At 74.8% G+C, this 26,144-nt stretch carries 28 protein-coding genes; 6 read left to right on the forward strand and 22 right to left on the reverse strand.

The features are described 5' to 3' along the window. Positions 1-109: 109 nt before the first annotated feature. Positions 110-940, reverse strand: a complete 831-nt coding sequence (locus ACF09E_RS08675; RefSeq protein WP_392204486.1) for a LysR family transcriptional regulator substrate-binding protein — start codon at positions 938-940, stop codon at positions 110-112. Positions 941-1,004: 64 nt separating this feature from the next. Here ACF09E_RS08675 and ACF09E_RS08680 point away from each other — a divergent pair, with 64 nt between their 5' ends. The 3 genes from ACF09E_RS08680 to ACF09E_RS08690 all read left to right on the forward strand — a co-directional run bounded on the left by ACF09E_RS08680 (position 1,005) and on the right by ACF09E_RS08690 (position 3,050). Then, positions 1,005-1,415: a DUF5997 family protein gene (locus ACF09E_RS08680; RefSeq protein ID WP_361851686.1), complete on the forward strand. Its 411-nt coding sequence runs from the start codon at positions 1,005-1,007 to the stop codon at positions 1,413-1,415. Between the two features lie 130 nt (positions 1,416-1,545). Beyond that, the gene (locus ACF09E_RS08685) at positions 1,546-2,487 is read left to right on the forward strand and encodes a universal stress protein (protein WP_392204487.1); all 942 of its coding nucleotides are present in this window, start codon (positions 1,546-1,548) and stop codon (positions 2,485-2,487) included. 62 nt (positions 2,488-2,549) lie between these two features. Next, the gene (locus ACF09E_RS08690) at positions 2,550-3,050 is read left to right on the forward strand and encodes an NUDIX hydrolase (protein ID WP_392204488.1); all 501 of its coding nucleotides are present in this window, start codon (positions 2,550-2,552) and stop codon (positions 3,048-3,050) included. On the opposite strand, the gene ACF09E_RS08695 is transcribed toward ACF09E_RS08690, so the two are convergent. After that, the gene (locus ACF09E_RS08695; protein WP_392204489.1) at positions 3,023-3,193 is read right to left on the reverse strand and encodes a hypothetical protein; all 171 of its coding nucleotides are present in this window, start codon (positions 3,191-3,193) and stop codon (positions 3,023-3,025) included. The genes ACF09E_RS08690 and ACF09E_RS08695 overlap by 28 nt on opposite strands. A 120-nt stretch (positions 3,194-3,313) precedes the next feature. On the opposite strand from ACF09E_RS08695, the gene ACF09E_RS08700 reads away from it, so the two are divergent. After that, entirely contained in the window at positions 3,314-4,111 is a 798-nt protein-coding gene (locus tag ACF09E_RS08700; protein WP_392204490.1) for a VOC family protein, read from the forward strand. Between the two features lie 67 nt (positions 4,112-4,178). Here ACF09E_RS08700 and ACF09E_RS08705 read toward each other — a convergent pair whose 3' ends face one another. From ACF09E_RS08705 to ACF09E_RS08755, 11 genes are all read right to left on the reverse strand, one after another. Beyond that, entirely contained in the window at positions 4,179-5,765 is a 1,587-nt protein-coding gene (locus ACF09E_RS08705; protein ID WP_392204491.1) for a hypothetical protein, read from the reverse strand. Positions 5,766-5,881: 116 nt separating this feature from the next. Beyond that, the gene (locus ACF09E_RS08710) at positions 5,882-6,076 is read right to left on the reverse strand and encodes a hypothetical protein (RefSeq protein ID WP_073905938.1); all 195 of its coding nucleotides are present in this window, start codon (positions 6,074-6,076) and stop codon (positions 5,882-5,884) included. Positions 6,077-6,197: 121 nt separating this feature from the next. Then, the gene (locus ACF09E_RS08715) at positions 6,198-6,899 is read right to left on the reverse strand and encodes an ABC transporter ATP-binding protein (RefSeq protein WP_392204492.1); all 702 of its coding nucleotides are present in this window, start codon (positions 6,897-6,899) and stop codon (positions 6,198-6,200) included. Then, complete coding sequence (locus tag ACF09E_RS08720) at positions 6,892-7,905, reverse strand: ABC transporter ATP-binding protein (protein ID WP_392204493.1); 1,014 nt, start codon at positions 7,903-7,905, stop codon at positions 6,892-6,894. The genes ACF09E_RS08715 and ACF09E_RS08720 overlap by 8 nt, the downstream gene beginning before the upstream one ends. After that, entirely contained in the window at positions 7,902-8,738 is an 837-nt protein-coding gene (locus ACF09E_RS08725) for an ABC transporter permease (RefSeq protein ID WP_392204494.1), read from the reverse strand. Before ACF09E_RS08725 ends, ACF09E_RS08720 begins: the two co-directional genes overlap by 4 nt. Beyond that, positions 8,731-9,723 (reverse strand): ABC transporter permease, encoded by a 993-nt coding sequence (locus ACF09E_RS08730; RefSeq protein ID WP_392204495.1) that lies wholly within the window; start codon positions 9,721-9,723, stop codon positions 8,731-8,733. Before ACF09E_RS08730 ends, ACF09E_RS08725 begins: the two co-directional genes overlap by 8 nt. Beyond that, positions 9,720-11,336, reverse strand: coding sequence for an ABC transporter substrate-binding protein (locus tag ACF09E_RS08735; RefSeq protein WP_392204496.1), 1,617 nt, complete (start codon positions 11,334-11,336; stop codon positions 9,720-9,722). Before ACF09E_RS08735 ends, ACF09E_RS08730 begins: the two co-directional genes overlap by 4 nt. Before the next feature lie 157 nt (positions 11,337-11,493). Beyond that, on the reverse strand, positions 11,494-12,600 hold the full coding sequence (locus ACF09E_RS08740; protein WP_392204497.1) for an acyl-CoA dehydrogenase family protein: 1,107 nt from the start codon (positions 12,598-12,600) through the stop codon (positions 11,494-11,496). Next, entirely contained in the window at positions 12,597-13,778 is a 1,182-nt protein-coding gene (locus ACF09E_RS08745; RefSeq protein WP_392204498.1) for an acyl-CoA dehydrogenase family protein, read from the reverse strand. Before ACF09E_RS08745 ends, ACF09E_RS08740 begins: the two co-directional genes overlap by 4 nt. Further along, positions 13,775-14,743 carry an NADPH:quinone oxidoreductase family protein gene (locus tag ACF09E_RS08750; RefSeq protein WP_392204499.1) on the reverse strand — a complete coding sequence of 323 codons (969 nt, stop codon included), beginning with the start codon at positions 14,741-14,743 and terminating at the stop codon, positions 13,775-13,777. Before ACF09E_RS08750 ends, ACF09E_RS08745 begins: the two co-directional genes overlap by 4 nt. A gap of 68 nt (positions 14,744-14,811) precedes the next feature. Next, the gene (locus tag ACF09E_RS08755; protein ID WP_361856685.1) at positions 14,812-15,402 is read right to left on the reverse strand and encodes an XRE family transcriptional regulator; all 591 of its coding nucleotides are present in this window, start codon (positions 15,400-15,402) and stop codon (positions 14,812-14,814) included. A gap of 67 nt (positions 15,403-15,469) precedes the next feature. Here ACF09E_RS08755 and ACF09E_RS08760 point away from each other — a divergent pair, with 67 nt between their 5' ends. Together ACF09E_RS08760 and ACF09E_RS08765 are read left to right on the forward strand one after the other, a co-directional pair. After that, positions 15,470-16,426: an NAD(P)/FAD-dependent oxidoreductase gene (locus ACF09E_RS08760; protein WP_392204500.1), complete on the forward strand. Its 957-nt coding sequence runs from the start codon at positions 15,470-15,472 to the stop codon at positions 16,424-16,426. 167 nt (positions 16,427-16,593) lie between these two features. After that, the gene (locus ACF09E_RS08765; RefSeq protein ID WP_392204501.1) at positions 16,594-17,373 is read left to right on the forward strand and encodes a VOC family protein; all 780 of its coding nucleotides are present in this window, start codon (positions 16,594-16,596) and stop codon (positions 17,371-17,373) included. A gap of 114 nt (positions 17,374-17,487) precedes the next feature. Here ACF09E_RS08765 and ACF09E_RS08770 read toward each other — a convergent pair whose 3' ends face one another. The 9 genes from ACF09E_RS08770 to ACF09E_RS08810 all read right to left on the reverse strand — a co-directional run bounded on the left by ACF09E_RS08770 (position 17,488) and on the right by ACF09E_RS08810 (position 26,105). Continuing rightward, a complete protein-coding gene (locus tag ACF09E_RS08770) occupies positions 17,488-18,240 on the reverse strand; it encodes a PIG-L deacetylase family protein (protein ID WP_392204502.1) in 753 nt (250 codons plus the stop codon). Beyond that, entirely contained in the window at positions 18,237-19,169 is a 933-nt protein-coding gene (locus ACF09E_RS08775; protein WP_392204503.1) for an SIS domain-containing protein, read from the reverse strand. The genes ACF09E_RS08770 and ACF09E_RS08775 overlap by 4 nt, the downstream gene beginning before the upstream one ends. A gap of 167 nt (positions 19,170-19,336) precedes the next feature. Next, positions 19,337-20,644, reverse strand: a complete 1,308-nt coding sequence (locus ACF09E_RS08780; protein ID WP_392204504.1) for an alpha/beta fold hydrolase — start codon at positions 20,642-20,644, stop codon at positions 19,337-19,339. Between the two features lie 325 nt (positions 20,645-20,969). Continuing rightward, on the reverse strand, positions 20,970-21,890 hold the full coding sequence (locus ACF09E_RS08785; RefSeq protein WP_392204998.1) for an ABC transporter substrate-binding protein: 921 nt from the start codon (positions 21,888-21,890) through the stop codon (positions 20,970-20,972). A 41-nt stretch (positions 21,891-21,931) separates the two neighbouring features. Then, positions 21,932-22,603, reverse strand: a complete 672-nt coding sequence (locus tag ACF09E_RS08790) for an ABC transporter permease (RefSeq protein WP_392204505.1) — start codon at positions 22,601-22,603, stop codon at positions 21,932-21,934. Between the two features lie 124 nt (positions 22,604-22,727). Beyond that, the gene (locus tag ACF09E_RS08795) at positions 22,728-23,408 is read right to left on the reverse strand and encodes an ABC transporter permease (protein WP_392204506.1); all 681 of its coding nucleotides are present in this window, start codon (positions 23,406-23,408) and stop codon (positions 22,728-22,730) included. Positions 23,409-23,553: 145 nt separating this feature from the next. Continuing rightward, the gene (locus tag ACF09E_RS08800; RefSeq protein WP_392204507.1) at positions 23,554-23,943 is read right to left on the reverse strand and encodes a VOC family protein; all 390 of its coding nucleotides are present in this window, start codon (positions 23,941-23,943) and stop codon (positions 23,554-23,556) included. A 91-nt stretch (positions 23,944-24,034) separates the two neighbouring features. Continuing rightward, a complete protein-coding gene (gene nadE / locus ACF09E_RS08805) occupies positions 24,035-24,865 on the reverse strand; it encodes an ammonia-dependent NAD(+) synthetase (protein ID WP_388795003.1) in 831 nt (276 codons plus the stop codon). A gap of 103 nt (positions 24,866-24,968) precedes the next feature. Further along, on the reverse strand, positions 24,969-26,105 hold the full coding sequence (locus ACF09E_RS08810) for a sulfite oxidase (RefSeq protein ID WP_392204508.1): 1,137 nt from the start codon (positions 26,103-26,105) through the stop codon (positions 24,969-24,971). Between the last annotated feature and the right edge of the window lie 39 nt (positions 26,106-26,144).

The following is a 26,144-nucleotide window of genomic DNA, read 5'->3' on the forward strand; positions in this document are numbered from 1 at the left end:
CTCCTGGATGATCTCGGTGATCAGGAGGGGTCAGTATGCCGACCGCCCGCCGGGCTCGGTGGGCGGCGTCCGCCGTACGGACGGAGGCCGCCGGAGCGCGCGGAGCGTCTCAGGAGCGCTTGCGGGGCTTCCCGCCCGTACGGCCCCGGCCCGAGCCCCCGGCGGCGCCGCCCTTGCGGGCCGCGGGCTTGCCCGTCGTACGGGAACCGGAGCCCGGCTTCCCCGACCGGGCGGGCGTGGCACCCGACCTGCGGTCCTTCTGCTCCTTCGGCTGCTTCCGGCCCTTCTGCGCCTCCGCACGGCGGCCGCGCGTGCTGTTCACCGTCCGGCCGCGCACGATGCCGATGAACTCCTCCATCAGGTCGGGCGCCTCGTCCGCGGCCTGCCACGACAGGGCCACCCGGGACTGCGGGACGTCGTTCAGCGTCCGGTAGGTGAGGTCCTTGCGGTGGTGCAGCCGGGCCAGGGACTGCGGCACGGCGAGCACGCCCACACCGGCGGCGACCAGCTCGATCGCGTCCGCGGTGGTCGCCGGCCGCTCGTTCGCCGGGCGGCCGGGCAGCCGCTCCCAGTCGAGGGTGTCGTCGAGCGGGTGCAGGACGAGCTCCTCGGCGAGGTCCTCGACCGCGACCTCCTCCGCCGCCGCGAACAGGTGGTCCTTGGGGACGACGACGACCGTCGTCTCCGTGTAGAGCGGAATGGCGCTGAGGTCGTCCCGGTCGACGGGGAGCCGGACCAGGCCGGCATCGGCCGCGCCCTCCCGGAGCGCGCCGAAGGCCTCGGCGGGCGTCAGCGGCACCAGGGTCAGGGGGACGTCGGGCAGGCGCTCGTTCCAGACCCGCACCCACTTGGAGGGCGTCACTCCCGGAACGTACGCGAGCCGGAAGGAGACCGGGGAGGGAGCGGGGGAATCAGCGGGGGAAGCGTCCGAGCCTGTCACCCCGCCAGGTTACCGGTAGCGACCGTGGTCGGAACTCGCCCGCACGCTCGATACCCTTGACACCATGACGTCGCACCAGAGCACCCAGACGATGAAGCCCGCCACCGCGGCGAAGAAGCTGGGTGTGTACCTCGAGGCCACCCCCGCAGAGTTCCAGGAGGGTGTCGTCTCGCGCAGCGAGCTGAACGAGCTCCAGGCCGATCCCCCGGCCTGGCTCGAGGAGCTGCGGAAGAACGGCCCGCACCCCCGCCCCGTGGTCGCCCAGCGGCTCGGCATCTCCATCGCGGGCCTCGCCCGCGGCGGCATCACCGACCCGCTCACCACCGAGCAGATCGAGGAGCTCCGGCAGGAGCTCCCCGAGTGGCTGCGCAAGGAGCGCGCCACCCAGGCGGAGGTCCGCAAGGAGACCGTCCGCATCAAGGAGCGCAACGCCGAGCGTGCCGAGCGGGCGGCCCGCCGCGCCCAGGGCGCCTGACCGTCCCCGCACCGGACCGGTACCGGCGGCCGGACCGTCGGTACCGGTCCGGCGTCGTCCGCCCGCCTCCCGCGGGACGCGGGGGGCCTGACCGGTGTGGCGCGGGCCCGGCCGCGGGAGTCATGGCCCCATGAGTGACACGAACACCGCGTCCGAGCCGCCGGTCGTCGTCGGCGTCGACGGTTCCGAGCACAGCCTCCGGGCCCTGAGCTGGGCCCTGAGCGCCTCCGAGAAGCTGGCGGCGCCGCTGGTCGTGGCCCATGTGCGCTCCGACGCACTCCAGCTCGGGGCCGCCCGGATCGCCTCCCTCGGCCCCTCCCCCGAGATCCCCGACACCGTCACGGCGGCCGTGCGGAGGACCGTCGAGGAGCGCGGGCACCGCATGCCCGTCCGGTACGAGACGCTCGACGGCTCCGTGACCGACGCCCTGCCCGCCGTCGCCCGGGGCGCCCGGCTGCTGGTGACGGGCTCCCGCGGGCACGGCGGCTTCGCGAGCCTGCTGCTGGGCTCCACCAGCCGCACCCTCGCCGCCACCGCGCCCTGCCCGCTCGTCGTCGTCCCGCACGAGGCGCGCACGGCCGCCCTGGGCAGCGGGGCGGCGGCCGGCCGGGTGCTGCTCGGTCTGCATCCGGAGGAGACACCGGACGAGGTGGTGTCCTTCGCGTTCGAGGCGGCGCGCCACCGGGGGGTGCCGCTGGCGGCCGTGACGGCGGTCCGGCTGCCTCCGCAGCCGGGCAGCCCCGTCGTGGCCCCCGCCCCGGCGCTCCAGATGCCCCCGCAGCTGCCCCTCGCGGACGCGGCGGAGCGGTTCGTACGGGAGGCGGAGCGGGAGCAGGCGGAGCGGCTGCGGCCCTTCGCCGCCCGCCGGCCGGAGGTCGAGCTGGTTCCCTCGGTGGTGCCGGCGGACGCGGCGGGCGTGCTCGTGGAGGGGTCGCGGGACGCCGGACTGCTGGTCGTGGGCCGCCATCACCGGCACCGGTTCGGCTCGCTGCTCATCGGCTCGGTCGCGCACGCGGTGCTGCACCACGCCCACTGTCCGGTCGCGGTGGTTCCCCCGGTGTCCCGGCCCTGAGCGGGCCGGCGACTCGGGGCCGGCGTTGTGGCGCGGCGAACGCCGCTGGTAGAAGAGGTTCCATGAGTGCCGTCGAACGGGCCGCAGCCGCCCCGCGCAACATCCAGCCGCCGTCCGCCCAGGCCTCGCTCGGGGCGGGGGTCGTGGTGACCGACGAGGCGGGCCGGGTGCTGCTCGGCCTGCACCGCTCCGGGGTGTGGGAGCTGCCGGGCGGGAAGGTCGAGCCGGGCGAGTCCGTGGAGGAGGCGGCGGTCCGCGAGCTGGCCGAGGAGACGACGCTCCTCGCGGAGGCCGCGGACGTGGAGGTCATCGGGCTGGTCCTGGACTCGATCACTTCGTCCCGGATGACCCGGATGACCGCCGCGACGGCGGTGCGCGCCTTCCGGGGCGTGCCCGCCGTCGCGGAGCCGGACTCGATCGAGCGCTGGGAGTGGACGGACCCCGCCCGGCTTCCGGAGGCGCTGTTCCTGCCGTCCGCGCAGGTGCTGCGGATGTGGCGGCCGGAGCTGCCGCTGCCGGGCGGGCCGTTCCACCGCTACACGCTGGGCCGGCTGCCGGACTGATCCGGGCCAGCCGCCCGGTCCGGGAGGGTGCGGGCGAGCCGGAATCCGACGTCGACCGCCCAGCTCCGTCGTGTGCGCCGGTCCGCGAGCGTGACCCGCCCCGCCGGTACGCCGGTCATCGTGTGGTCCCCCTGTGCGGTCATGGTCCCGATGGTCGCGGCCCGAGGAGCCCGGTCGCGTCGTGTCACCGCGCGGGGCGGCGCGAGCGTGGCTAGCGTGGCTCACAGGAACACGTCGTCGAATCGGAAACGGGAGTCATCGTCATGGCCGTACGACCCGAAGGCACGCCCGTCTGGGCCGATGCGATGTTCAAGGACGTCGAGCTCGCCAAGACGTTCTACGGCGACGTACTCGGCTGGACCTTCGGCGAGTCCTCCTCGGAATTCGGCAACTACACGCAGGCCTACCGGAACGGGAAGGCGGTGGCGGCCGTCGTCCCGCCGATGCCGGGGGACGACGGGCAGGGGCAGTCGGCCTGGTGTCTCTACTTCGCCTCGCCCGACGTCGCCGCCACGGCGGAGAAGATCAGGGCCGCCGGGGGCACCGTGCTGATGGAGCCGATGCAGGTCGGCGACTTCGGGTCGATGTGCCTCGCGCAGGACCCGACGGGGGCCGTGTTCGGCGTCTGGCAGGCGGGGCGGCACGAGGGCTTCGAGCTGGAGGGGGAGACCGGTTCCTACATCTGGGCCGAGGTATTCACCCGTGAGCCGGCGAAGGCCGATCCCTTCTACACCTCGGTCTTCGGCTTCCGCTCGAAGAAGATGCAGGATGAGGACATGGACTACCGGGTCTTCGACCTCGGCGGGGACCCGCTGCTGGGCCGGATGGAGATGACGGCGGAGGACTTCCCGCCGGAGGTCCCCTCGTACATCCAGGTGTACTTCGCCGTCGACAACTGCGACAAGGCGGTCGAGGCGGCCGAGCGTCTCAACGGGCGGAAGGTGTTCGGGCCGATGGACAGTCCGTTCGGTCGCTTCGCGGCGATCCTGGACCCGCAGGGGGCCGCGTTCGCCGTGATCGACGTCCGGACCACCGTCGGTGAGATGCCCGAGATGGTCTGAGCGGGTCACGACGGGCCTGACGGGCGGGGCCGCCCCCGGACACCGGTCCGGGGGCGGCCTCCTGCCGTCACGCGGTGTCGCGGACCGCGACGATGCCGTTGAAGACACCGACGTACGCGGTGCCGTCGGGGCCGAGGGTGATCGGCGCCCAGTTGTTGTCGTAGGCGAGGCCCGTGCCGGTGAAGCGACTGAAGACGCGGTCCCCGGTGCGGAAGTCCACGGCCGTGAGGTACCAGGCGTCGATGCCCCAGGAGTTCGGGCGCTTCTCGTAGAAGTAGAGCAGTCCGTTGGCCGTCGAGAGCTTGGGGACGGTCGACGGGGAGCGGACGTCGCTCTCCCAGACGGTGTCGCAGCCGCTGCCGTCGGCGCGGACGTCGATGCGGGTGGCGCCGCCGACGACGCTCTTGCCGAGGAGGAGCGTACTGGGGTTCTCGTAGCCGAAGTTGTTCTCGACGACCAGGCTGTTGCCCCAGCTGATCAGGGAGTTGTCGGTGGTGGAGGCGCCCGAGCCGAACACCGGGACCTTGCAGACGAGGCGCTCGCCGGCGGGGACGTCGGCGCCCCTCCGGTAGACGAGGACGTTCATCCGGTCGTCGGCGTTGTCGGTGATGGCGACGTAGTCGTCGTGCGTGCCGAAGAGGTCGGGGGTGGTGCCCGAACCCTGGTTGACGGAGCCGGGCTTGGTGCCGGTGCCCCGGTCGTACGCCTCGCGCCAGCGCACCCGCGGCACGCCGTCCGCGTCGGCGCGGAAGCTGTACAGGGCGTGGTCGGTGACGAGGGAGACGCCGTCCTCGGCGACGGAGAAGGAGTTCTGGATCTCCTCGCCCTCCAGGCGGACGACGCGCAGCGCGCCGGTCGCCGGGTCGACGGTGCCGACCCGGCCGAGTCGGGTGACCCACCAGATGCGGCCGTCCCAGTCCGGCATGACGGAGGTCACCGGGTCGCACACGCCGCTGGGGAAGAGGTTCGTCCAGCCGACGCAGTCGTGCGGGACGAGCGGGGTCAGGTCCCAGTCGTTCTCGACGACGAACTCCCAGGCTCCGTCCGACTTCTGGCGGTGGGCGATGCGCTGGATGTGCTGGCGGGAGTCGGCGAGGACCACGCGGTCGCGGTCGTCGAGGTAGAAGTAGGCGCCGCCGGAGGTGTCCTTGAAGATCTTCTCGAAGTCGAGGCGGGTGATGGCCTCGACGGTGGAGGAGCGCTGCGGCAGCTTGTACTCGGCGAGGGTGTCGAGGGTGCGCGGGTCGAGCAGCTTCAGGAGGAAGCCGCTGAAGGTGCCGCACACGGTGACGAGGCGGCCGCCGGAGTCGAAGGTGACCGTGGCGCACTCGCCGCCGACGGGGGCGATCTTCTCGCTGTCCACCCGGGGTGCGCGGCCGAGCGGGCCGGGGTAGGGGTGGGCGCCGCTGCCCGCCCCGTCGGCGTGCATGCCGCTGCGGCCGTTGGGTGCGAGGTACGGGTGCTGGGCGGGGCTCCTGCCGGGCACGGGCCGCGCGGCGGCCGGGGCGCCCTCGTAGTGCTCCACGAGGCGGTGGCCGAGGCCGAGGGGGATCTCCTGGGCCTGGGCGGCGGGTACGGAGCCCGCCAGGAGGGCGGCGGCGAGCGCGATCAGGGTGAGCGCGCGGGCTCGTCTTCGGGGCGGGTGCGTGGCCAATGCGGCTCCTCGGGTTGCTGGCATCTGTCGCGCCGGCGGCCGACGCTAGGCCCGAGTGCGTGAGATGTACATGCAACTGGCTTGTGTTTCACGGGCAGTTCACGCTGCGGAAACGATCACGGGTTGAGGCTGGAGACCACGTTGGCGGTGGCGGCGACCCCGTTGTGGATGGTCGGCGCCATGCTGGTCCCGGCGAGGAAGAAGCCCAGCAGGGCGCAGACGAGCGCGTGGGTGACCTTGAGTCCGCCGTTGCGCAGGAAGATCACGGCCAGCACCAGCAGCAGCACCACGACAGAAATGGAAACGGCCATCGCGTTCACGTCCCTCCGTCGCCGCACCGGAATTGCGGCGTTCGGCGGACAGTGTGACGGAATGCGCGGTCCGTCCGGGCGAGCGGCGGGGCGGCCATACGGGTGAGATTCGGCCGGAGGGTCAGCCCGCGGCGGGCCCGGCGCCGTCCGGCCGTCCGCCCTTCTCGGCGGGCAGGCAGTCCCGCCACTCCACGGTCCGGTCGCACCAGCGGTGCAGCAGGACCCGGTCGTGGCCGACCGCGAGCAGACCCGCACCGGTCTCCTCCCGGTAGGCCTCGACGGCGCCGACCAGGGCGGCCGTGGTGGAGGCGTCCAGCATGGCGGTCATCTCGTCGCAGATCAGCCAGCGGGGTCGCAGGGCCAGCGCCCGTCCCAGGCAGGCGCGTTGGAGCTGGCCGTCGCTGACCTCGTGCGGACGGCGGCCGAGCAGGTCCGGGGTGAGGCCGACGGCGGGGGCGAGTTCGGCGAGGCGGGCCGCCGCCTCGGCGCGCCGGCCGGTGGCCCGGAGCGGCTCGACGAGGAGGTCTGCGAGGGTGAGGCGGGGGTCGGCGGCGGTCCGGGGCTGCTGGAACACGACGCCGACGGCGGTGCGCTGGGCGCGCGGCGCCCGGTGGCGCCAGCCGGTGACCTCGGTGCCGTCGAGGACGAACCGGCCCTCGTCGGGGCGGTGGAGGAGCGCCGCGACCCGGGCGAGCGTGGACTTGCCGCAGCCGCTGGGGCCGAGGAGTCCCACGGACTCGCCGGGTGCGACGGTGAGGGAGGCTCCCCGGAAGACGGGGGCGCGGCGGTCGTATCCGGCGGTGACGGCGTCGAGTTCAAGCACGGGGGCGCTCCGGGTGGTGACAGGCCAGGTCGGCCGAGAACTCCGGTCGGGCGGAGCAGCGTGCGGTGGCGGAGGGGCAGCGCGGGGCGAAGGCGCAGCCCTCCGGCAGCGCCGAGAGCTCCGGCGGCATCCCGGGGATCGGGGTGAACGCCCGGTCGGGCAGCGCGTCGAGGAGTCCGCGGGCGTAGGGGTGGCGGGGGCCGTCGGGTCCGAAGAAGCGCCGGGCGGGGGCGACCTCCACGATGCGGCCGGCGTACATGACGGCGACCCGGTCGGCGATCCGGGCGGCGGCGGTCAGGTCGTGGGTGATGAGGAGGAGGGCCCGGCCGTCGTCGGCGTGGCGGCGCAGCTCGTCCACCGTGCGGTCGACGAGGTCGCGGTCGAGGCCCGTGGTCGGCTCGTCGGCGAGCAGCAGCCGTGCGTCGCCGACGAGGGCGAGGGCGGTGGCGGCGCGCTGGGCGAGTCCGCCGGAGAGCTCGTGCGGATGGCGGTCGAGGTGGCCGGCCGGGAAGGCGGCCCGCTCCGCGGCGGCCTCGGCGGCCTGACGGCGCGCCCGGCGGGGGGCGCCGGTCAGGGCGCGGACGGTCTCCTCCAGCTGGGCGCGCACGGTGCGGACGGGAGTGAGGTGGGCGGCGGGGCTCTGCGGTACGAGCCCGACCCGGCGGCCCCGTACGGTGCGGGCGAGGGTCTTCTCGCCGGCCGCGAGCAGGTCGGTGGCCCCGGCGTCCCCGGAGGCCGCGAGCAGGGCCGTACCGGACGTCTCCGCGTTGGCGGGGAGCAGTCCGAGGAGGGCGGAGGCCAGCACGGACTTGCCGCACCCGCTCTCGCCGACCAGGGCGAGGCACTCCCCCGCGCCCAGGTCGAAGCCGGCGCCGTCGACGGCTTCGACGGTACGGCCGCCGCGCAGCCGGAAGCGGACGCTCAGGTCGCGGACGCTGAGGACCGCGTCCTCGGCACGCTCGGCGGTGACGGCCTGGAGGGCGCGGAGCACGTTCTCTGCGGTCACAGCATGAGCTCCGATCGGCGGCGCGGGTTGAGGCGGTCGCGCCAGACGCCGGCGAGGCCGGCGATGGCGAGCGTCGGGACGATGAGCAGCAGACCGGGGAAGAGCGTCGGCCAGCCGTGGCCGGCGAGGAGCGAGGAGCGGGCGTTCTGGACGAGGTTGCCCAGGCTCGCCTGGTGGCTGGGGAGTCCGAGGCCGAGGAAGGAGAGCGCGGACTCGTGCCACATGGCGTGCGGGACCATGAGGACGGCGGCGAGTCCCGCCTGCGGCAGGACGGCGGGCAGCAGGTGCCGGACCGTGACGCGCCACCGGCCCGCTCCGCCGGAGATCGCCGCCTCGACGAAGGGCCGGGTGCGCAGCGAGAGGACCTCGGAACGCACGATGCGGGCGGTGGAGAGCCAGTGGGTCACGGCCACGGAGGCGATCACGGGCCAGACGCCGGGCCGGAAGAGGGCGACCACGAAGATGCCGAGCAGCAGGTGCGGCACGGAGGAGAAGGCGTCGACGACGCGCATCAGGGTGCGGTCGGCCCAGCCGCCGAGGGCGCCGGCGGCCGCGCCGACGGCGGTGCCGACGACGGTGGCCACGAGCGCGGCGACCAGTCCGACGAGCAGCGAGATCCGCAGGCCGTAGACGCACCGCAGGAGCAGGTCGCGGCCGAGGTCGTCGGTGCCGAAGGGGTGGTCCCAGGACGGTGGGAGGAGCTTGCGCGAGAGGTCCACGGCCTGTTCGTCGAGCTGGACGAGCGGCGGGACGACCAGGACGGCGAGGAGGACCGCGCCGACGACGAGGGCGGAGCTCCAGAGCCGCAGGCGGTGGGTGCGCGGGTCAGCCATCGAAGCCCACCCTCGGGTCGGCGAGTCCGTACAGGAGGTCGGAGAGCAGGTTGCCCAGGAGGACGGCGGCGGTGGCGAGGACCGTGAGCGCCGCGAGCAGCGGGAAGTCCACCGAGGTCGCGGCCTGGACGGTGGCGGCGGCGATGCCGGGCCAGCTGAACACGGTCTCGACGAGCAGGGCTCCGGTGATCAGCTCGGGAACGCGGGAGCCGACGAGGGTGAGCATGGGCAGCATGCCGGAGCGCAGGGCGTGGCCGGTGAGCACGGTGCGCTCGCTCAGGCCGCGGGCGCGGGCGCCGCGCACCGGGTCCTCGTCCAGGGCGTCTCCGACGCCCTGGCGGACGTACAGGAAGAACCAGGGCAGCTGTGAGACGCCGAGGACGAGGGCGGGCAGGACGAGGTGGCGGGCGACCTGGTCGGCGGTGACGGTGTCGCTGGCGGTGTCGGTGAGTCCGCCGGCGGGCAGGGCGCCGAGCTGCAGGGCGAAGAACCAGATGGCGAGGAGGCCGAGCCAGAAGGCCGGCGCGGCTTCCAGGGTGTACGCGACGGAGCTGACGGCCCGGTCGATCGGGCCGCCGCGGCGGCGCCCGGCGAGGACGCCGAGAAGGGTGCCGAGGGCGATGGCCACGAGGAAGGCGGTGACGGCGAGGAGGACGGACCAGCCGAGGCGTTCCCCGACGACCTCGGCCACGGGGCGGCGCATGACGGCGGAGTCGCCGAGGTCGCCGGTGAGGGCCGAGGTGAGCCACTCCCACCAGCGGGTGAGCAGGGGCCGGTCGACGCCGAGGTTGGCGCGGAGCTGGTCGAGGTTCTCCTGGGAGGCGGTGAGTCCGGCGGTGCCGGCGTAGGCCTTGACCGGGTCGAACGGGGAGGCCTCCGCGACGGCGAACACCGCGAAGGTGACGGCGAGGAGGACGGGGACGGCGGCGAGGGCGCGCCGTCCCGTCATCCGGGCCATGGCCCCCCAGGGGAGGCGGCGGCTCACTTCTTCGCGTCCCCGGCGGTCTTGGGCTTCCAGTTCTCGACGTTCCACCAGGGGCCGGAGGCGAGGCCGTGGTCGTGCGGCTCGGTCTGGGTGCCGAGCCCGTCCCAGGCGTCGGCGACGACGTAGAGGTGGTCGATGTGGGTGAGGAAGGTGTAGCCGGGGTTCTTCACGAGTTCGCGCTGGACGGTGTCGTACGCGGCGCGGCGTTCGGCGAGGACGTTCGTGCGGCGGCCCGCGTCGAGGGCGCGGTCGACGGTCTCGTTGTCGTACCAGGCCATGTTGTTGAAGCCGTCGCCGCCGAGGCTGGACTTGAGGAGCAGGTACTGGTCGAAGTCGGGATCGCCGGGTGCGCCGCCGCCGGCGAGGACGGCGTCGGTCTTCATCCGGGGTTCGATGACCTCCCAGGTGCCGGCCTGGGCGGTGACGGCGATGCCGGCCTTCTTGGCGTCGGAGGCGTAGGCGAGGGCGTGGTCCTGGCGGAGCTTGTCTCCGGAGAGGTACCAGAGCGGGAAGGCGGCGCGGACGCCGTTCTTGACGCGGATGCCGTCGGGGCCGGGCTTCCAGCCGGCCTCGTCGAGGATCTTCTGCGCCCCGGCGAGGTCGTGGCGGCGCTCGGTGCCCTTCGCGAACCAGGGGCTGCCGGTGGGGACGGGCCCGTAGGCGGGCTTCCCGGCTCCTTCGAGGATCTTGTCGACCATGGCCTGCCGGTCGACGGCGAGGTCGAGGGCGCGGCGCACGGCGGTGTCGCCGGTGACGGGGTGGTGGGTGGGGAGGGTGACGGTGCGGTAGTCGTAGGTCGTCGCCGTCCAGGTCTTCTTCGCCCGGTCGCCCTTGAAGCCGGCGGCGAGGTTGGGCGGGAGGATGGCGCCGTCGAGGTCGCCGGCGCGGAGGCGGGTGGCGCGGACGTCGTCGTCCTTGATGATCGCCATGGTGAACCTCTTCACCGCGGGCGCGCCGTTCCAGTAGGTCGGGTTGGCCTTGAAGCTGAGCTTCTCGCCCTTGGACCAGCCGGTGAGCACGTACGGGCCGGTGCCTATGGGCTTGCTGGTGAAGGCGCCGGTGTTGACGTCCTGCTTCGCCGCGACGTGCTCGGGGGCGATGGCGTGGACGGTGCGCTCGGCGAAGGGCGCGTAGGGGTACTTGAGGCGGAAGACGACGGTGTCGTCGCCGACGGCCTCGACGCTCTTGAGGGCGTCGAGTTCGGTGCGCGAGGGGTTGTTCGTCCTGGGGTCGAGGATCGTCCGGTAGGTGAAGACCACGTCCTCGGCGGTGAAGGGGACGCCGTCGCTGAAGGTGACCCCGTCGCGGAGGGTGTAGGTGTAGGTGAGCCCGCCGTCGGTGACGCGGGGCAGCGCGGTGGCGAGTGCCGGGCGCAGCTTCATGTCGGCGTCGAAGGCGAGGAGACCGTCGAAGATCTTGGAGTTGCCGTCCTTGCCGTAGCCGAGGAGCGGGCTGAGGGTCTCGGGCTCGTAGGCGATGCCGACGACCGCGGAGTCCTTGGGTCCGCCGGAGGCCCCGGCGGTGGCGCCGGGGTTCGTGCAGGCCGCCGCGGTGAGGGCCACGGCCCCCGCGAGCGTCGCGGCGGCCGTGCCGCGGAGGAATCGGGCGGTCATCCTGTCCACACCCCTTTGGGAGATCAACTGTTTTTGCGAACAGATTGCAATTAAACAGTATGTAAAGGGGTGCGAACGCCTCGGCCCCTTACCGGGCGGGGGCCGAGGACGGGATCGGGCCGGCGGCGGGCGGGGCCGAGGCGGGAACGATCCGGCGCTAGACGGGCGGCGCCAGGTCGGCCAGGGCGGCGACGGTGTCCTGGTGGCGGCCGGTGGTGCCGAGCGCGATCTGGTCCGCCTTGGCCCGCTTGAGCGCCAGATGGGCCGGGTGCTCCCAGGTCATCCCGATCCCGCCGTGCAGCTGTACGCACTCCTCGGCCGCCCGGACGGCGACCCGCGAGCAGTACGCCTGGGCGACGGCGACGAGCAGCGGGGCGTCCGCGCTGCTCGTGGCGAGGGCGTCGGCGGCGGCGCGGGCCGCCGCCCTGGCGCCGACGAGGTCCAGCCACAGCTGGGCCATGCGGTGCTTGAGGGCCTGGAAGGAGCCGACCGGCCGGTTGAACTGGTGGCGCTCGCGCGTGTACCGGACGGTCTCCTCCAGGCACCACTCGGCGAGCCCGAGCTGTTCCGAGGCGAGCAGTCCCGCCCCGGCGAGCAGCCCGCGGCCGACCGCCGCGCGGGCCGCGTCGGGGCCGGCCAGCAGGGTGCCGGCCCCCGCCGGAGCGGTGACGGCGGCCAGGGGGCGGGTGAGGTCGAGCGGGGTCTGCGGCTCGACGGTCGCCTCGCCTGCGGGGACCGCGGACAGCCCGTCGGGCGACAGGACCAGGAACACGTCGGCGGCGGTGGCGTCGGCGACCGCCGGGACCCGGCCGCCGGACGGGAGGTCCGCCCCGGGCGCCGTCGGCAGCGGTACGGCGAGGACCGCGACCGTCCGGCCCGCCGCCAGCTCGGCGAGCAGTCCGGCCGCCGCGTCGCTCTCCGCCTCCAGGGCGAGCAGGGTCTCGGTGGCCACCACCGCGCTCGTGAGGTACGGCAGCGGGGTCACCGCGCGGCCCAGTTCCTCCAGCACGACGGCCGCCTCGCGGTGGCTCGCACCCTGGCCGCCGAGCTTCTCCGGGACGAGCAGCCCGGCGACGCCGATGTCGGCGGCGAGGGACTTCCACAGGCCCGGGAGGTAGGGGCTGTCCGTCTCGATCCGGCCGAGCAGGGCCTGGTGCCCGGCCCGGTCCGCGAGCAGGGCGCGGACGGCGGCCCGCAGGTCGTCCTCGGTGTCGGAGTAGAGCAGGTCGAGCGGCTGTTGCGTCGCTTCGGGCGATTCCGTCATCGGGCGAGGTCCTTCCAGGCGACGTCCTTGTCGTTGCGGGGCTCGGGCGGCAGGCCGAGGACCCGCTCGGCGACGATGTTGAGCAGCACCTCGCTGGTGCCGCCCTCGATCGAGTTGCCCTTGGAGCGCAGGTAGCGGTAGCCGGCGTCACGGCCGGTGAAGTCCACGAGCTCGGGGCGGCGCATCTCCCACTCGCCGTACAGCAGGCCCTCGTCGCCGAGGAGTTCGACCTCAAGCCCGCTGATGGCCTGGTTGAGGCGGGCGAAGGCCAGCTTCATGGCGCTGCCCTCGGGGCCGGGCCGGCCCGCGACGAGCTGCTGGCGGAGGCGCTCCCCGGCGAGCCGGGCGACCTCGGCCTCGACCCAGTGGTCGAGCAGGCGCCGGTGCAGCTCGTGGGTGCGCAGTGCGGGGCGCTCGCGCCAGGTCGCGGCGACCTTCCCGATCATGCCGCCCTCGCGGGGGATGCGGGCGCCGCCGATGGAGACCCGCTCGTTCATGAGGGTGGTCTGGGCGACCCGCCAGCCGTCGCCGACCTCGCCGAGGCGGTGGGCGTCGGGGATGCGGACGCCGGTGAGGAAGACCTCGTTGAACTCGGCCTCGCCGGTGATCTGGCGCAGCGGCCGGACCTCGACGCCGGGGTCGGTCATGTCGCAGACGAAGTAGGTGATGCCCCGGTGCTTGGGCGCGTCCGGGTCGGTGCGGGCGATGAGGATGGCCCAGCGGGCCGTGTGGGCGCTGGACGTCCACACCTTCTGCCCGTCCACCACCCAGTCCTCGCCGTCCCGGACGGCCCGGGTGGCGAGGGCGGCGAGGTCGGATCCGGCGCCGGGCTCGCTGAACAGCTGGCACCAGACCTCCTCTCCGACCCAGAGCGGGCGGAGGAAGCGGCGCCTGACCTCGTCGGTGCCGTGGGCGAGAACGGTGGGGGCCGCCATGCCGAGGCCGATGCCGATCTTGCGCGGGTCGTTGTCGGGGGCACCGGCGGCCGCGAGTTCGGCGTCGACGACGGCTTGGAGCGCGCGCGGCGCGTCGAGGCCGCCGAGGCCGACGGGGTAGTGGACCCAGGCGAGGCCGGCGTCGAAGCGGGCCCGCAGGAAGTCGGTGCGGTCGGTGGTGGCGGGCGGGTGCTCGGCCAGCAGCCTCCGGGTGCGGGAGCGGAGTTCCTCGGCGTCGGTCATGCGCGGGCTCCTTCCGGGAGGACGACCAGGCGGCCGGTGGTGGTGCCGTCGGCGACCCGCTGCACGGCGTCCGCCGCGCCGTCGAACGGCACGCGCTCGCCGATGAGGGGCTTGACGAGACCCTTGGCCGCGTAGGCGGTGAGGGTCTCGTGGCAGCGGCCGATCGAGGCGGGGTCCTTCGCCGCGTAGAGGCCCCAGTGGAGGCCGAGGACCGAGTAGTTCTTCACCAGGGCGTGGTTGAGGGCGGGTGCCGGGATCGTGCCGCTGGCGAAGCCGACGATCACGATGCGCCCCTCGAAGGCGACGCACTTGGCGGACTGCTGGTAGGCGTCGCCGCCCACCGGGTCGTAGACCACGTCGGCGCCGCGGCCGCCGGTCGCGGCCTTGACCGCGGCGACGACGTCCTCGGAGTGCCGGTCGACGACCACGTCGCACCCCAGGGCGCGGGCGGCGGCGGCCTTCGCGGGTCCGCCGACGACCCCGATGACGGTGGCGCCCGCGGCCTTTCCGAGCTGCACGGCGGCGCTGCCGACGCCGCCGGCCGCCGCGTGGACCAGCAGGGTCTCGCCCTCCTGGAGGGCGGCGCGGCGGTGCAGGCCGAACCAGCCGGTCTGGTAGCCGATGTGGAGCGCGGCGGCCTCGGCGTCGTCGAGCGAGTCGGGGGCGGGCAGCAGCCCGCGCGCGTCGGCCAGGACGTACTCGGCGAAGCCGCCGTGCGGGAGGGCGGCGGTGGTGACGACCCGCCGGCCGTCCTCGGTCTCCGCGCAGACCTCCACGCCGGGGGTGAAGGGCAGCGGGGGGCGGATCTGGTAGTGGCCGCGGCAGAGCAGCGCGTCGGGGAAGTTGACGTTCGCGGCGCGGACCCGGAGGAGGACCTGGCCGTCGCCGGGCGTGGGCGGGGGCACCTCCTCGCGGCGCATCACCGCGCGCGGTTCCCCGTTCTCGTACACACGCCATGCCTGCATCCGGAAGCCTCCTCCGTACCGAGCGGTCGGTTGCATACTAAGCGGTCGCTTGATCCGAGGGGAACCGCTCAACCGGACTTCTTCGGCCGGGCCCGGACGTGCATCCGCTCCCCCTGCGGCCCGTACAGGCTCAGGAACTCCACCGGCCCGTCGGGCGTGGGGCCGAACCAGTGCGGGACGCGCGTGTCGAACTCCGCGGCCTCGCCGGGGCCCAGCACCACGTCGTGCTCCCCGAGGACCAGCCGCAGCCTCCCGGAGAGCACGTACAGCCACTCGTAGCCCTCGTGGACGCGCGGCTCCGGCTCCTCCTGCTGCGGCTTCTCCTGGATGACCTTGTACGCCTGGAGGCCGCCCGGCTGGCGGGTGAGCGGGTACATCGTGCGGCCGTGCCGCACGATGGGCCGGGCCCTGATCCGGGGGTCGCCCGTCGCGGGGGCGCCGACCAGCTCGTCGAGGGCGACCTGGTGGGCGCGGGCGAGCGGCAGGAGCAGTTCGAGACTGGGCCTCCGCTGCCCCGACTCCAGGCGGGAGAGGGTGCTCACGGAGATCCCGGTGTCCGCGGACAGTTCGGCCAGGGTCACCCCGCGGTCGCGGCGGAGCCTGCGGAGCCGGGGGCCGACCTCGTGGAGCACGGCGTCGATGCGATCGTCTTCGGTCATACGTCCAAGTTTTGCAGAAACGGCAAGCCACCTTGCTCCTGCCGCGATGCCGGGTGACGCTCGGCCCATGAACGCACACCTGGAGAACACGTACGAGGCCGTGGTGGTCGGCGGCGGCGCGGCGGGGCTGAGCGCCGCCCTGGTCCTGGGCCGGGCACGGCGCCGGACCCTGGTGGTCGACGCCGGAGCACCGCGCAACGCGCCCAGCGCGCACATGCAGGGCGTCCTGTCCCGGGACGGCATGAGCCCGGCCGACTACCTGGCGGCCGGCCGGGCCGAGATCGCCGGGTACGGGGTGGGGCTGCGGACCGGCGAGGTGACGGGCGCGGCGCCGGACGGGGACGGCGGGTTCGTCCTCACCCTGGCGGACGGGGAGACGGTCGGCGCCCGGCGGCTCGTCGTCACCACCGGCCTCGTCGACGAGCTCCCCGTGATCGACGGACTCGCCGGGCGGTGGGGCCGGGACGTCCTGCACTGCCCCTACTGCCACGGCTGGGAGGTCCGCGACGAGGCCTTCGGGGTGATCGCGCATCCGACGATGCCCGCGCACCAGGCCCTGATGGTGGCCCACTGGTCGAAGGACGTGACCCTGTTCCTGCACACCTCGGCCGAGCCCTCGGAGCACGAGGCGGCCCTGCTGGACGCCGCGGGCGTCCGGATCGAGCGGGGCGAGGTCGTGGGCCTCGCGGTGGAGGACGACCGGCTGACCGGGGTGCGGCTCGCCGGCGGGCGGACCGTGGCCCGCTCGGTGGTCTTCGCGGCGGCCTCGCGCCTGGCACCCCGGGACGGCGTGCTGCGGCAGCTCGGCGCGGAGCTGCGCGAGACGCCCTTCGGGGAGTTCGTGGCGGTGGACGAGGTGGGACGGACCAGCGTGCCGGGCGTCTGGGCCGCCGGGAACGTCACGGGGCCTCAGGAGCAGGTGGTCAACGCGGTGAGCCGGGGCTACCGCGCCGCGGCCGCGCTCAACAGCGAACTGGTCTTCGGCGACCTGGAGGAGAAGGCGGCCGGTCGGCCGGTCGGATGAACCGTCGCCGCTGGGGCTGCGCCGCCGGGGCCGACGGACGAGGATCGATCGCGGTGACCGGATGCGCCGGGCGGCCGACGGCGACCGGCGCACGGACGACGACACACCCACGGCTCACGGCCCGCGGCTCACGGACGACGGCACACGGAAGGAACGGGACACCTCCCATGCTCGGTACGCAGTTCACCAAGGGCTCACCCTGCTGGATCGACCTCGGCAGCCCCGACACGGAGGCGGCCGCCGCCTTCTACGCCGCGGTCTTCGGCTGGGAGTTCCGCTCGGCCGGCCCGGGAGCCGGCGACTACGGCTTCTTCCAGCAGGACGGCAGGACGGTCGCCGCGCTCGGACCGCTCACGGAGCAGGGCGCGTCCAGCGCCTGGACCGTGTACTTCCAGACCCCGGACGCGGACGCGACGGCGCGGGACGCCGAGTCGGCCGGCGGCGCCGTGCGCCTCGCGCCGATGGACATCATGGAGGCGGGCCGGGCGGGCGCCCTCACCGACCCCGGCGGCGCCCGGTTCGCCCTCTGGCAGCCCGGGACGACCAAGGGCCTCGACCGCACCTCGTCGACGAACACCCTCGTCTGGGTGGAGCTGCACACCGAGGACCCCGAGGGCGTCCTCGCCTTCTACCGGACGCTGTTCGGCTGGCGGTCGGCGGAGATGGACGCGCCCGGCATGCGGTACCGCGTCCTCTCCACGGCGGAGGGCGACCAGCAGGACGCCACCTTCGGCGGCGCGGCCGAACTCCAGGACACCCGGCGCGGCCCGCGCTGGGTGGTGTACTTCGACGTCGAGGACGCGGACGCGACCGTCGCGTCGGCCCGGGCCCACGGCGGTTCGGTCGTGATGCCCGCGGCCGACATCCCGGACGTCGGCCGCGTCGCCTGGCTCGCCGACCCCTTCGGCGCGCCGTTCGCGGTGCTGAAGCCGGCCCCGATGGGCTGACCGGGCGGCACGCCCGTCCGGTGGCCGGATCCGGTGGCCGGGGCCCGCGCCCCGGTGCGGTCGGCGCCCGCTCAGACGGCCACCCCCGGCGCCCCCAGCGCCTCTCGGCGTCCCTCAGCGCCCGAAGAGTTCGAAGGCGACCGCGGGACGGCCGCCGAAGCGGTCGGACGCGCGGCTCGTCGCGCCGGTGAGGAAGGACCGGACGTACTCCTCCGGGTCCTGGTCCGTCAGGCCCTCGATGTACGCGCGGTGGCAGAGCAGCGAACGGACCGCGCGGTCCAGGCCCGGGCCCGCGTCGACCGCGTGGGTCGGGGTGCCGGACGCCGCGACCGCCACCCAGCGCACCCCGTTCCAGGGCTCCAGTCCCTGGTCGATGAGCTCGGGGAAGATCCAGCGGTTCCCCGCGTCCCCCGCCGCGTCGAGCGTCGCCCGGCCCACGGCCACGTGGTCGGGGGTGTTCCAGGGGGCCCCGGGGCCGCCGCCCCAGGTGTCGCGGTGGTTCAGCGTGACGACGAGTTCCGGGCGGTGCCGGCGGATCGCCGCCGCGATGTCGCGGCGCAGCCCGAGCCCGTACTCCACGACCCCGTCCCGGTGGTCGAGGAACTCCACCGTCCCGACGCCGACGACCGCGGCGCTGTCCCGCTGCTCCTGCTCGCGCAGCGGCCCGCAGGCGTCCGGGCCGATCGAGTCGATGCCCGCCTCGCCGCGGGTCGCGAGGACGTAGACCACCTCCTTGCCGGCGTCCGTCCAGGCGGCGACGGCCGCCGCGCAGCCGTACTCCAGGTCGTCGGGATGGGCCACCACGGCGAGGGCGCGCTGCCAGTCGCCGGGCATCTCCGCGAGGTCCGTGACATCGGTTCCGGTCATGAGCGCAGGATACGGGCCGCCTCCGACGCGGTCGGGCGGAACGCTCCGGAAAGGATCACCGAGCGCGAGACGTTCCGCGGCCGGTCGGGGTTGAGCCCGCGGCGGACCGCGAGCGCGACCGCGAGCCGCTGGGCCCGGACGAGCGCGGCGACCGGGTCGATGGCGTCGGCGGCGAACAGGGCCCCCGTGGACTCCACTTCGTCCTTGAGCCCCGAGGGGGCCGGACCCAGGCACCACACGAGGCTGGAGCGGTCGCTGACGCTGATCGGGCCGTGGCGGTACTCCATCGCCGCGTACGACTCCGTCCAGACCCGGGCCACCTCGCGCAGCTTGAGGGCCGCCTCGTCGGCGAGTCCCACGGTCCAGCCGCTGCCCAGGAAGGTGAACTGGCCGCGCCTCTCCCACGCCGCGGGCAGCCGCTCGTAGAGGACGAGTTCGGCGTCGGCGACGGCCGGGGCGAGGTCCACCCCGAGCCCGGCGCGCAGGAGTTGGAGGGCCGTGGTGGCGAACCGGGTCTGGACGACGGACCGTTCGTCGGCGAAGCCGAGGTCGACGACCCGGCCGGCGAGCCGTCCGGCGGGGCTGCCGGGCACGCCGGTGAGGACGAGGGAGGGGATGCGGCCCGCCGCTCCGGCCAGGAGCCGGACGACCTCCGTGGTGGTGCCGGAGCGGGTCAGGGCGACGATCCGGTCGTAGCCGCGTCCGAGCGGTGTGGCGTCGGAGGCGGGGAAGGCGTCCGTCTCGCCCTCGCCGAGGGACTCCCGCAGGGCCGCGTAGGCGCGGGCGATGAAGTAGGAGGTGCCGCAGCCGACCACCGCCACCCGCTCGCCGCGGGCCGGCAGCAGGCCGGCGTCGCGGTCGGCGATCTCGGCGGCGCGGCGCCAGCAGTCGGGCTGACCGGCGATCTCCGCGCTGACGTGGGTGCTCATGTCCGGGTCCTCTCCTCGGCGGGTCCCCTCGCGGGGCCCGGACCGAGTTCTACCGGCATCCGCCGGGAGCACTCCATGAACGGGGAGGCCCACTCCTTGGACTTTTCGCTCGTCGTGTACGGCCGCACTCCCCCGCGCCCCCTCCCGGGGGTTCCGCGCCCCGCGTGTCAGCGTTCGTCGCGGGCCAGGGCGAGCAGCCGGTCGAGGACCCGCGGTCCCCCGGCGCGGACCCCGTCGTGCTCGAACTCGTCGGTCACCCAGGTGCGCAGACCGCGGACGGCGCGCGCGGTGGCCAGCGAGTGGCCGGTGTCCACGTACATGTCGTCGTGGTAGACGGCCGCGGCGACCGGGACCCGGTTGGCGGCGAGGCGCTCGGGGTCGTACAGCGGGGCCCAGTCGGTGCGGGCGGCGAGGAGTTCCGCGGTCTCGCGGAGCGGACGCAGGGCCGGGTCGGTGGTGAAGTGCCAGGGGTGGACGGTCTCCCCGGTGAAGAGCGGCGGCCGTCCCTCGGCGAGCGCGGCCCGGGCGTCGAACTCGGGGTGCTCGGCGCGGATCCGCTCGGCCGCCCAGTCGGTGGGGCCCTGCCCCTGGGCGTAAATGGACTCGTGGAGCACGGCGTAGAGCGGGTGGCCGGCGTACGACAGCTGGGCCTGGACCTGCTCCAGGAAGGCGTCGGCGAGCGCGGGGCCGCGCGGGGTGGGGACGAAGGCGCCCTCCAGGAGGAGATGGAGCTGGTGGGTGCCCTCGCCGGAGCCCAGGAGGATGCCGAGGGACTGGAAGGCCTCGGGGGTGAGCAGGCCGCCGCCGGGCAGCTCGACCTCGTGGTCGAGGAGGTGGGCGAGGACGGCCCGGGCCCGCTCGGCGTCCTGGGGGTGGCGGGCGTAGTGGGCCTCGTTCTTGCGCCGGATGCGGGGGTAGGCCGCGCGGTAGACCTCGTCGGCCGTGGCGGAGAGGGCGGGCAGGCCGCCGGTGATCAGGACCCGCTCCAGGCCCTCGGGCGCGGCCGAGAGGTAGTGGGTGGCGCAGAACCCGCCGAAGCTCTGGCCCAGGACGGTCCACGGGGCGCCGCCGGTGAGCCGGCGGCGGATGAGTTCGCAGTCCGCGACGATCGAGTCGGCGCGGAAGTGGGCGAGGTAGTCGGCCTGCTCGGCGGGGGTGCCGCGGAGCGGCAGGGTCTGGCGGTTGGCCGGGGTGGAGCGGCCGGTGCCCCGCTGGTCGAGGAGGAGCACGCGGAACTCCCGGACGGCGCGGCCGAGCCAGGCCTGCGGTCCGATGAACCGGCGGGCGCCGAAGCCGGGTCCGCCCTCCAGGTAGACCAGCCAGGGGAGCCGCTCGCGGTCCGCGCCCGCGTTGCCTGCGGCGACGACCTCGCGGCCGAAGACCTCGATCCGCTCGCCGTCGGGGCGGCTGTGGTCGAGGGGGACGGGGAAGCGGTGGTCGGTGAGGACGAGTCCCGGCTGCCGGAAGGTGGTCACGCTGTCGCTGCTCCTGTTCGGTACGCCCCCGCCGGGACAGTGGATCACACGGCGGGGGCGGACCGGAGCAGGGGCGACAGGAGGCCGGGAAGTCGTCCGCCGTCCTGACGCGGTCGCGGATCCACACGCCGGCGGGCTTCAGGGAGCCGGCGCCGGCCCGGGGGCCGCCGGCGCCGCGGGTGCCGGTCTCCGGAGTGGTTCCGGGAGCCGAACCCGGTGACGAAGGCGGGCAGCCGGTCGGCGGCGCGGGAGGGGGTGTTCGGGTACGCGTCGCGGTGCGCGTACGCGGTCGCGGTCGGCGGGCTGACGGGGAGGCCCGCGGAGCTCACCGCGCGACGAGTCCCTTCGACACCAGGTAGTTCCGCGCCACGTCCTCCGGCAGCCGCCGCCAGCTGTCCACCTGCTCGTTGAGCAGGGTCAGATCGGCTGTGGTCAGGACCGTGTTCAGGCGGGAGAGCGCTCCGGTGACCCCCGGACCGCCGGCCCGGGCGCGGTTGACCACCGGGACGATGTGGTCGGCGTTCTGCAGGTTCCGGTCGTCCTCCAGCAGGACCAGACCGAACGCGTCGAGGGTGGCGTCGGTGCTCGTGGTGAGCACCAGCTGGTCCTGGCCGTTCTGGACGGCCTGCTTGGCCGGGGTGGTGCCCACGCCCTTGGGGTCGACGGCCGTGACGTCGATGCCGTAGACCTTCCGCAGCCCCGGCGCGCAGTACGGCCGCCGTACGCACTCGTCACCGGCCGCGAGCCGGATCGGGAGTCCGGTCGCGCCGAGGTCGCTCAGGGTCCTGAGGCGGTGCCGCGCGGCGAACTCGGCGGTGACGGCGAAGGCGTTCTGGTCCACGGCGCGGCCCGCGTCCAGGACGGTCAGGCCGCGGGGCGTGGCGAGCGTACGGAGGGCCTTCATGGTGGCGTCCGCGTCGGGTGAGCCGACGGGAGGCGCCTCGGGCCCGTGGGCCTTGGCGTTCAGCCAGTCGGCGAAGGTCGCCGCGTACTCCGCCACCACGTCGATCTGGCCGCGCTCCAGGGCCGGCTCGTACAGTTCGCGGTTGGTGACGGAGAGGATCTTCGTGCCGTATCCGGCCTCTTCGAGGAGCAGGGCGTACATCTGGGCCAGCAGGTCGCTCTCGGTGAACCCGGCCGATCCGACGGTCAGCCGGCGGCTGTCGCCCGGCCGCGCCGTGACCTCGCCCTGCGCCTCCAGGGACGGTCCCGCGGTGCAGCCGCCGAGGACGGCGCAGACCGTCAGGAGGAGGCCCGGGGCGAACCGGCGCGGGCAGGGACGTCCGCTCACGCGCTCCTCCCCCGCAGCCCCGGGGCCAGCCGCTGGGCGGCCTCGAAGACCCCCTCCACGAGCAGCGCGAGGACGGCGACGAGGAAGGCCCCGGCGACGACCTGCGGGGTGGAGGCGAGGTTGAACCCGGCCGTGATGATTCTGCCAAGCCCCCCGCCGCCCGCGAGAGCGGCCACGGTGGCCGTGGCCACGAGCTGTACGGCGGCGATCCGCACCCCGGTCAGGATCAGCGGCATCGCGAGGGGCACCTCCACCAGGGTCAGGGTCTGGCGGCCCGTCATGCCCATGCCCCGGGCGGCGCGGACGACGTCGGGGTCGACGCCCCGCATCCCGACGTACGCGTTGGTCAGCAGCGGCGGCACGGCGAAGAGGACGAGGGCGATGATCGTCGGCCACTGGCCGTATGTCCCGATCGGGCTGAGCAGCAGCAGGACGAGGACCGCGAAGGTGGGGACGGCCCGGCCGACGTTGGAGAGGTTCACGGCGAGGGCCCCGCCCTTGCCGAGGTGCCCGAGGAGGAGGGCGACGGGCAGGGCGATCACACAGCTGATGACGAGGCAGACGACGGTGAGGAAGAGATGCTCGGCGAGCCGGTGCCAGACGCCGTTCTCGCCGGACCAGTGCCCGGACGTCGTGAGCCAGGACCAGGAGTCCGCCAGGGTGGTCATCGGGCCGTCCCGCGGTTCGGGGACGGGATGCGGCAGGCCCGCGGTGCTCCCGGTCCGGGGGCTCCGGCCGCCCGCGGGTTCCGGGGGCGTGGTCCGGCGGCCGTCCGCGGGGCCGGGGGGCGGCTCACACCGACCGTCCTCGGGTCCAGGGGGTGAGCAGGCGCTGGGCGGCGACGAGGAGCAGGTCGGCGGCGACGGCGATCACGACGCAGAGCACGGAGGCGGTGAGCACCTGGGCCTTGAAGTAGGTGTTCATCCCCGCGTAGACGAGGTTGCCGAGGCCTCCGTGGCCCACGATCGCGCCGATCGTCACGAGGGAGACGGCCGAGACCGTGGCGATGCGGAGCCCGGCCATGGCGGACGGCACCGCGAGCGGCAGTTCGACGGTGAGCAGCAGCCGGACCGGCCCGTAGCCGAGGCCGCGGGCGGCCTGCCGGGTCTCCTCGGGGACGGCGCGGAGTCCGGCCAGGATGTTCCGGACGAGGAGGGTGAGGGAGTACAGGACGAGGCCGGCCACGACCAGGGACGCCGACAGCCCGTACCAGGGCAGCAGCAGCGAGAACATGGCGAGCGCCGGGATCGTGTACAGGAGCGTGGTGACCCCGAGGACGGGGCCGGCCGCCCAGCGCCACCGGCGGGCGGCCACCGCGAGCGGGAGGGCGAGCGCGAGGGCGAGGGCGACCGAGACGGCGGTCAGCCGGAGGTGCTCGACGGCGGCGTCGGTGAGGATCTCGCTGCGGCTGGAGAGGTAGGCGCCGCAGATCCACTCGTTGCGGGCGAGGCAGTCGTCGGGCGGCGCGGTCACCCTCCCATTCGAGGCGGTACGGGGCCGGGGCGCACCCGGGCCGGGCCGTTCGGGGGCGGGGCGGTCCGCTCGGGGGCGGCCGGCTCAGGGGCGTGGAGCACGCGGGGGCGGGGTGCCGGACCGTCGGCCCGGCACCCGCCGTGGCTCAGCCGGGCTCCTGGAGCACCGACAGGACGTTGCCCGCGGGGTCCTTGAACCAGGCGATGGCCGGCCCGCCATCGGCCCGGACGACGCCCTTGGCGTCGGCCTCGAATCCGTCGTAGCGCTCCAGGGCCACTCCGCGCCCGGTCAGCTCGTCCACGGCGCGGTCGATGTCGTCGACCGCGAAGTTGAGGATCGTGAACGTGGCGGGGGCGTGGTCGTCCTTCGGGTAGACGAAGACCCGGACGCCGCCCGCCAGGGTGAGGAAGAGCATCCGCATGTCGCCCTCCCCCTCCTCGCCCACCCGCAGACCGAGGGTCTCGCCGTAGAAGCGGCGGGCGGCGTCCAGGTCGTCGACCGAGAAGCCGCTGAAGGCCGGGGTGTCGCCGAACATGATGTGCTCCTTTCCGGGGGCCCGGTCCGGGGCGCCCCTTCCAGGATCCGCCGAGTGTCCGCCGCCCGCCGCCCGGCCGGGAGCGGGGCGCTCAGGGCGCGATCGGCAGCTGCCGCTTGTGCTCGGTGAGCTCGTAGCGGCGCACGATCGTGGCGAACGCGGCCTCGGCGACCGGCTTCCCCTCCAGGAAGTCGTCGATGTCGTCGTACGTGACACCGAGGGCGTCCTCGTCGGGCTTGCCCGGGTCCAGGGTCTCCAGGTCGGCCGTGGGGGTCTTCCAGACCAGCTCGGACGGGGCGCCGAGCTCGGCCGCGACCGCGCGGACGCGGCGCTTGGTCAGTCCGGTGAGCGGCACGACGTCGGCGGCGCCGTCGCCGAACTTGGTGAAGAAGCCGGACACGGCCTCGGCGGCGTGGTCGGTGCCCACGACGAGCCCGTCGCGGGCCCCCGCGACGGCGTACTGGGCGATCATGCGCTGGCGGGCCTTGATGTTGCCCTGCACGAAGTCCTGGTGGTGGGCGTCGCGGAAGGCCACACCGCCGGCGAGGGCGGCGTCCAGGGCGGCGTCGCTCGCGGCCTTCACGTCCACCGTCAGGACCTCGTCGGCGCGGATGAAGCCGAGCGCGGTCTGCGCGTCCTTCTCGTCGGCCTGCACGCCGTACGGCAGGCGCATCGCGTAGAAGACGGCCTCGTGGCCGGCGGCGCGGGCCCGCTCGACGGCCAGCTGGCAGAGGCGTCCGGCGGTGGTGGAGTCGACGCCGCCGCTGATGCCGAGGACCAGGGAGCGCAGACCGGTGGAGGTGAGCCGCTCGGTCAGGAAGGCCACGCGGCGCTCGATCTCGGCCCGCGGGTCGAAGGTCTCGGCCACCTGGAGGTCCCGGGCGATCTGCTGCTGGCGGGCGGTGGACGCCGGGTCGGTCACGGGGGTCTCCTCGTCGGGTTCGGGACTGCCGACGTCGACTCTACGCACCGGGGCGGGGCCCCGTCGCCCGGCCCCCGCCGCCGTCCGGGACCGGCCGCCCCGGTCAGGGCCCGGCCGCGTCCGGGGCGCAGAGGACCTCGACCCGCTGGACGAGGTTGTTGGCGAAGCCGCCGCGGTTCCACGGGGCCGCGAGCGGCTGGACGTCGCCCGCGGCGTCGGTGGCCCGCACGGTCAGGTGGCGCAGCCCCGGCGTCGCCGTCCACACGGCGCGCCAGGCGGACCAGGCCCAGGGGTGCGCGGTGTCCCGGAGGACCTCCGCCGCGGTCCACGCCGCCCCGCCGTCCTCGCTCACCTCGACGCGGACGACCGGCCCGCGGCCCGACCAGGCGCGGCCGGTGAGGGTGACGGGGCCGGGCCGCACCACCCGGGCCCTGGACTGGAAGTCGGGGAAGCCGGGCGGCGCCATGAGGGCCCGGGGGGCCATGAGCGTGACGGGCTCTCCCGGCTCCTCGGGCGACTGCCGTACGCGGTAGGCGACGGCCTGCTGGAAGCCGGTGTAGGGGGTGTCCGTGAGCGTGATGTCGCGGAGCCACTTCACGTGGGCCATGCCGTACCAGCCGGGGACGACGAGCCGGAGCGGACTGCCGTGCTGCGGGGGCAGGGGCGCCCCGTTCATGGCGTAGGCGACGAGGACGTCCCGGGCGGGGTCCGAGGCGGTCGTCAGCGGGAGGCTCCGCCGGTAGTCCTGCTCGACGCCCCGCTCCACGCCGTGGTCGGCGCCGGAGAACACCGCCTCCACGGCGTCCTCCGCGATCCCCGCCTCGGCGAGGAGCGCGGCGAGGGGGACGCCGGTCCAGTCGGCGGTGCCGACCGCCTCGACCAGCCAGGGCTGGCTGACCGGGCGGGGCGAGAGCAGGACGCGGCCGTTCCCGGCGCACTCCAGGGTGACCCGGCGGGTGACCGCGGGCCGGGAGCGCAGGGCGTCCAGATCGAGGGAGAGGGGGCGCAGGACGCGGCCGCCGACGGTGAGCCGCCGGGTCTCGGCGGCCGCGTCGGGGATGTCGTAGTGCACGAGGACGTAGTGCAGTCCGGGCGGGGTGACGTCGTACCGCAGCGCTTCCAGCGGGAGCCCGTGGTTGCGGGCGGCGAGGGCCAGTTCCTCGATGGTGACGCCCTCGTCCGGCCCGGCCACGCGCCCCGGGGCGCTGACGGCGCGCAGACCGCCCGGCGATCCGTCCATGCCCCCATGGTGCGCCGCGGCCGGCGGCCCGGCACCTCG

The organism is Streptomyces sp. NPDC014891, from assembly GCF_043081085.1.
Lineage (GTDB): Bacteria > Actinomycetota > Actinomycetes > Streptomycetales > Streptomycetaceae > Streptomyces.

Excerpts from the sequence above, each read along its gene's own strand:
- ACF09E_RS08680 (WP_361851686.1), top strand. The coding sequence starts at position 1,005 with ATGACGTCGCACCAGAGCACCCAGACGATGAAGCCCGCCACCGCGGCG.
- ACF09E_RS08685 (WP_392204487.1), top strand. The coding sequence starts at position 1,546 with ATGAGTGACACGAACACCGCGTCCGAGCCGCCGGTCGTCGTCGGCGTC.
- ACF09E_RS08690 (WP_392204488.1), top strand. The coding sequence starts at position 2,550 with ATGAGTGCCGTCGAACGGGCCGCAGCCGCCCCGCGCAACATCCAGCCG.
- ACF09E_RS08695 (WP_392204489.1), bottom strand. The coding sequence starts at position 3,193 with ATGACCGCACAGGGGGACCACACGATGACCGGCGTACCGGCGGGGCGG.
- ACF09E_RS08700 (WP_392204490.1), top strand. The coding sequence starts at position 3,314 with ATGGCCGTACGACCCGAAGGCACGCCCGTCTGGGCCGATGCGATGTTC.
- ACF09E_RS08710 (WP_073905938.1), bottom strand. The coding sequence starts at position 6,076 with ATGGCCGTTTCCATTTCTGTCGTGGTGCTGCTGCTGGTGCTGGCCGTG.
- ACF09E_RS08725 (WP_392204494.1), bottom strand. The coding sequence starts at position 8,738 with ATGGCTGACCCGCGCACCCACCGCCTGCGGCTCTGGAGCTCCGCCCTC.
- ACF09E_RS08735 (WP_392204496.1), bottom strand. The coding sequence starts at position 11,336 with ATGACCGCCCGATTCCTCCGCGGCACGGCCGCCGCGACGCTCGCGGGG.
- ACF09E_RS08740 (WP_392204497.1), bottom strand. The coding sequence starts at position 12,600 with ATGACGGAATCGCCCGAAGCGACGCAACAGCCGCTCGACCTGCTCTAC.
- ACF09E_RS08745 (WP_392204498.1), bottom strand. The coding sequence starts at position 13,778 with ATGACCGACGCCGAGGAACTCCGCTCCCGCACCCGGAGGCTGCTGGCC.
- ACF09E_RS08750 (WP_392204499.1), bottom strand. The coding sequence starts at position 14,743 with ATGCAGGCATGGCGTGTGTACGAGAACGGGGAACCGCGCGCGGTGATG.
- ACF09E_RS08755 (WP_361856685.1), bottom strand. The coding sequence starts at position 15,402 with ATGACCGAAGACGATCGCATCGACGCCGTGCTCCACGAGGTCGGCCCC.
- ACF09E_RS08760 (WP_392204500.1), top strand. The coding sequence starts at position 15,470 with ATGAACGCACACCTGGAGAACACGTACGAGGCCGTGGTGGTCGGCGGC.
- ACF09E_RS08765 (WP_392204501.1), top strand. The coding sequence starts at position 16,594 with ATGCTCGGTACGCAGTTCACCAAGGGCTCACCCTGCTGGATCGACCTC.
- ACF09E_RS08770 (WP_392204502.1), bottom strand. The coding sequence starts at position 18,240 with ATGACCGGAACCGATGTCACGGACCTCGCGGAGATGCCCGGCGACTGG.
- ACF09E_RS08775 (WP_392204503.1), bottom strand. The coding sequence starts at position 19,169 with ATGAGCACCCACGTCAGCGCGGAGATCGCCGGTCAGCCCGACTGCTGG.
- ACF09E_RS08790 (WP_392204505.1), bottom strand. The coding sequence starts at position 22,603 with ATGACCACCCTGGCGGACTCCTGGTCCTGGCTCACGACGTCCGGGCAC.
- ACF09E_RS08800 (WP_392204507.1), bottom strand. The coding sequence starts at position 23,943 with ATGTTCGGCGACACCCCGGCCTTCAGCGGCTTCTCGGTCGACGACCTG.
- ACF09E_RS08810 (WP_392204508.1), bottom strand. The coding sequence starts at position 26,105 with ATGGACGGATCGCCGGGCGGTCTGCGCGCCGTCAGCGCCCCGGGGCGC.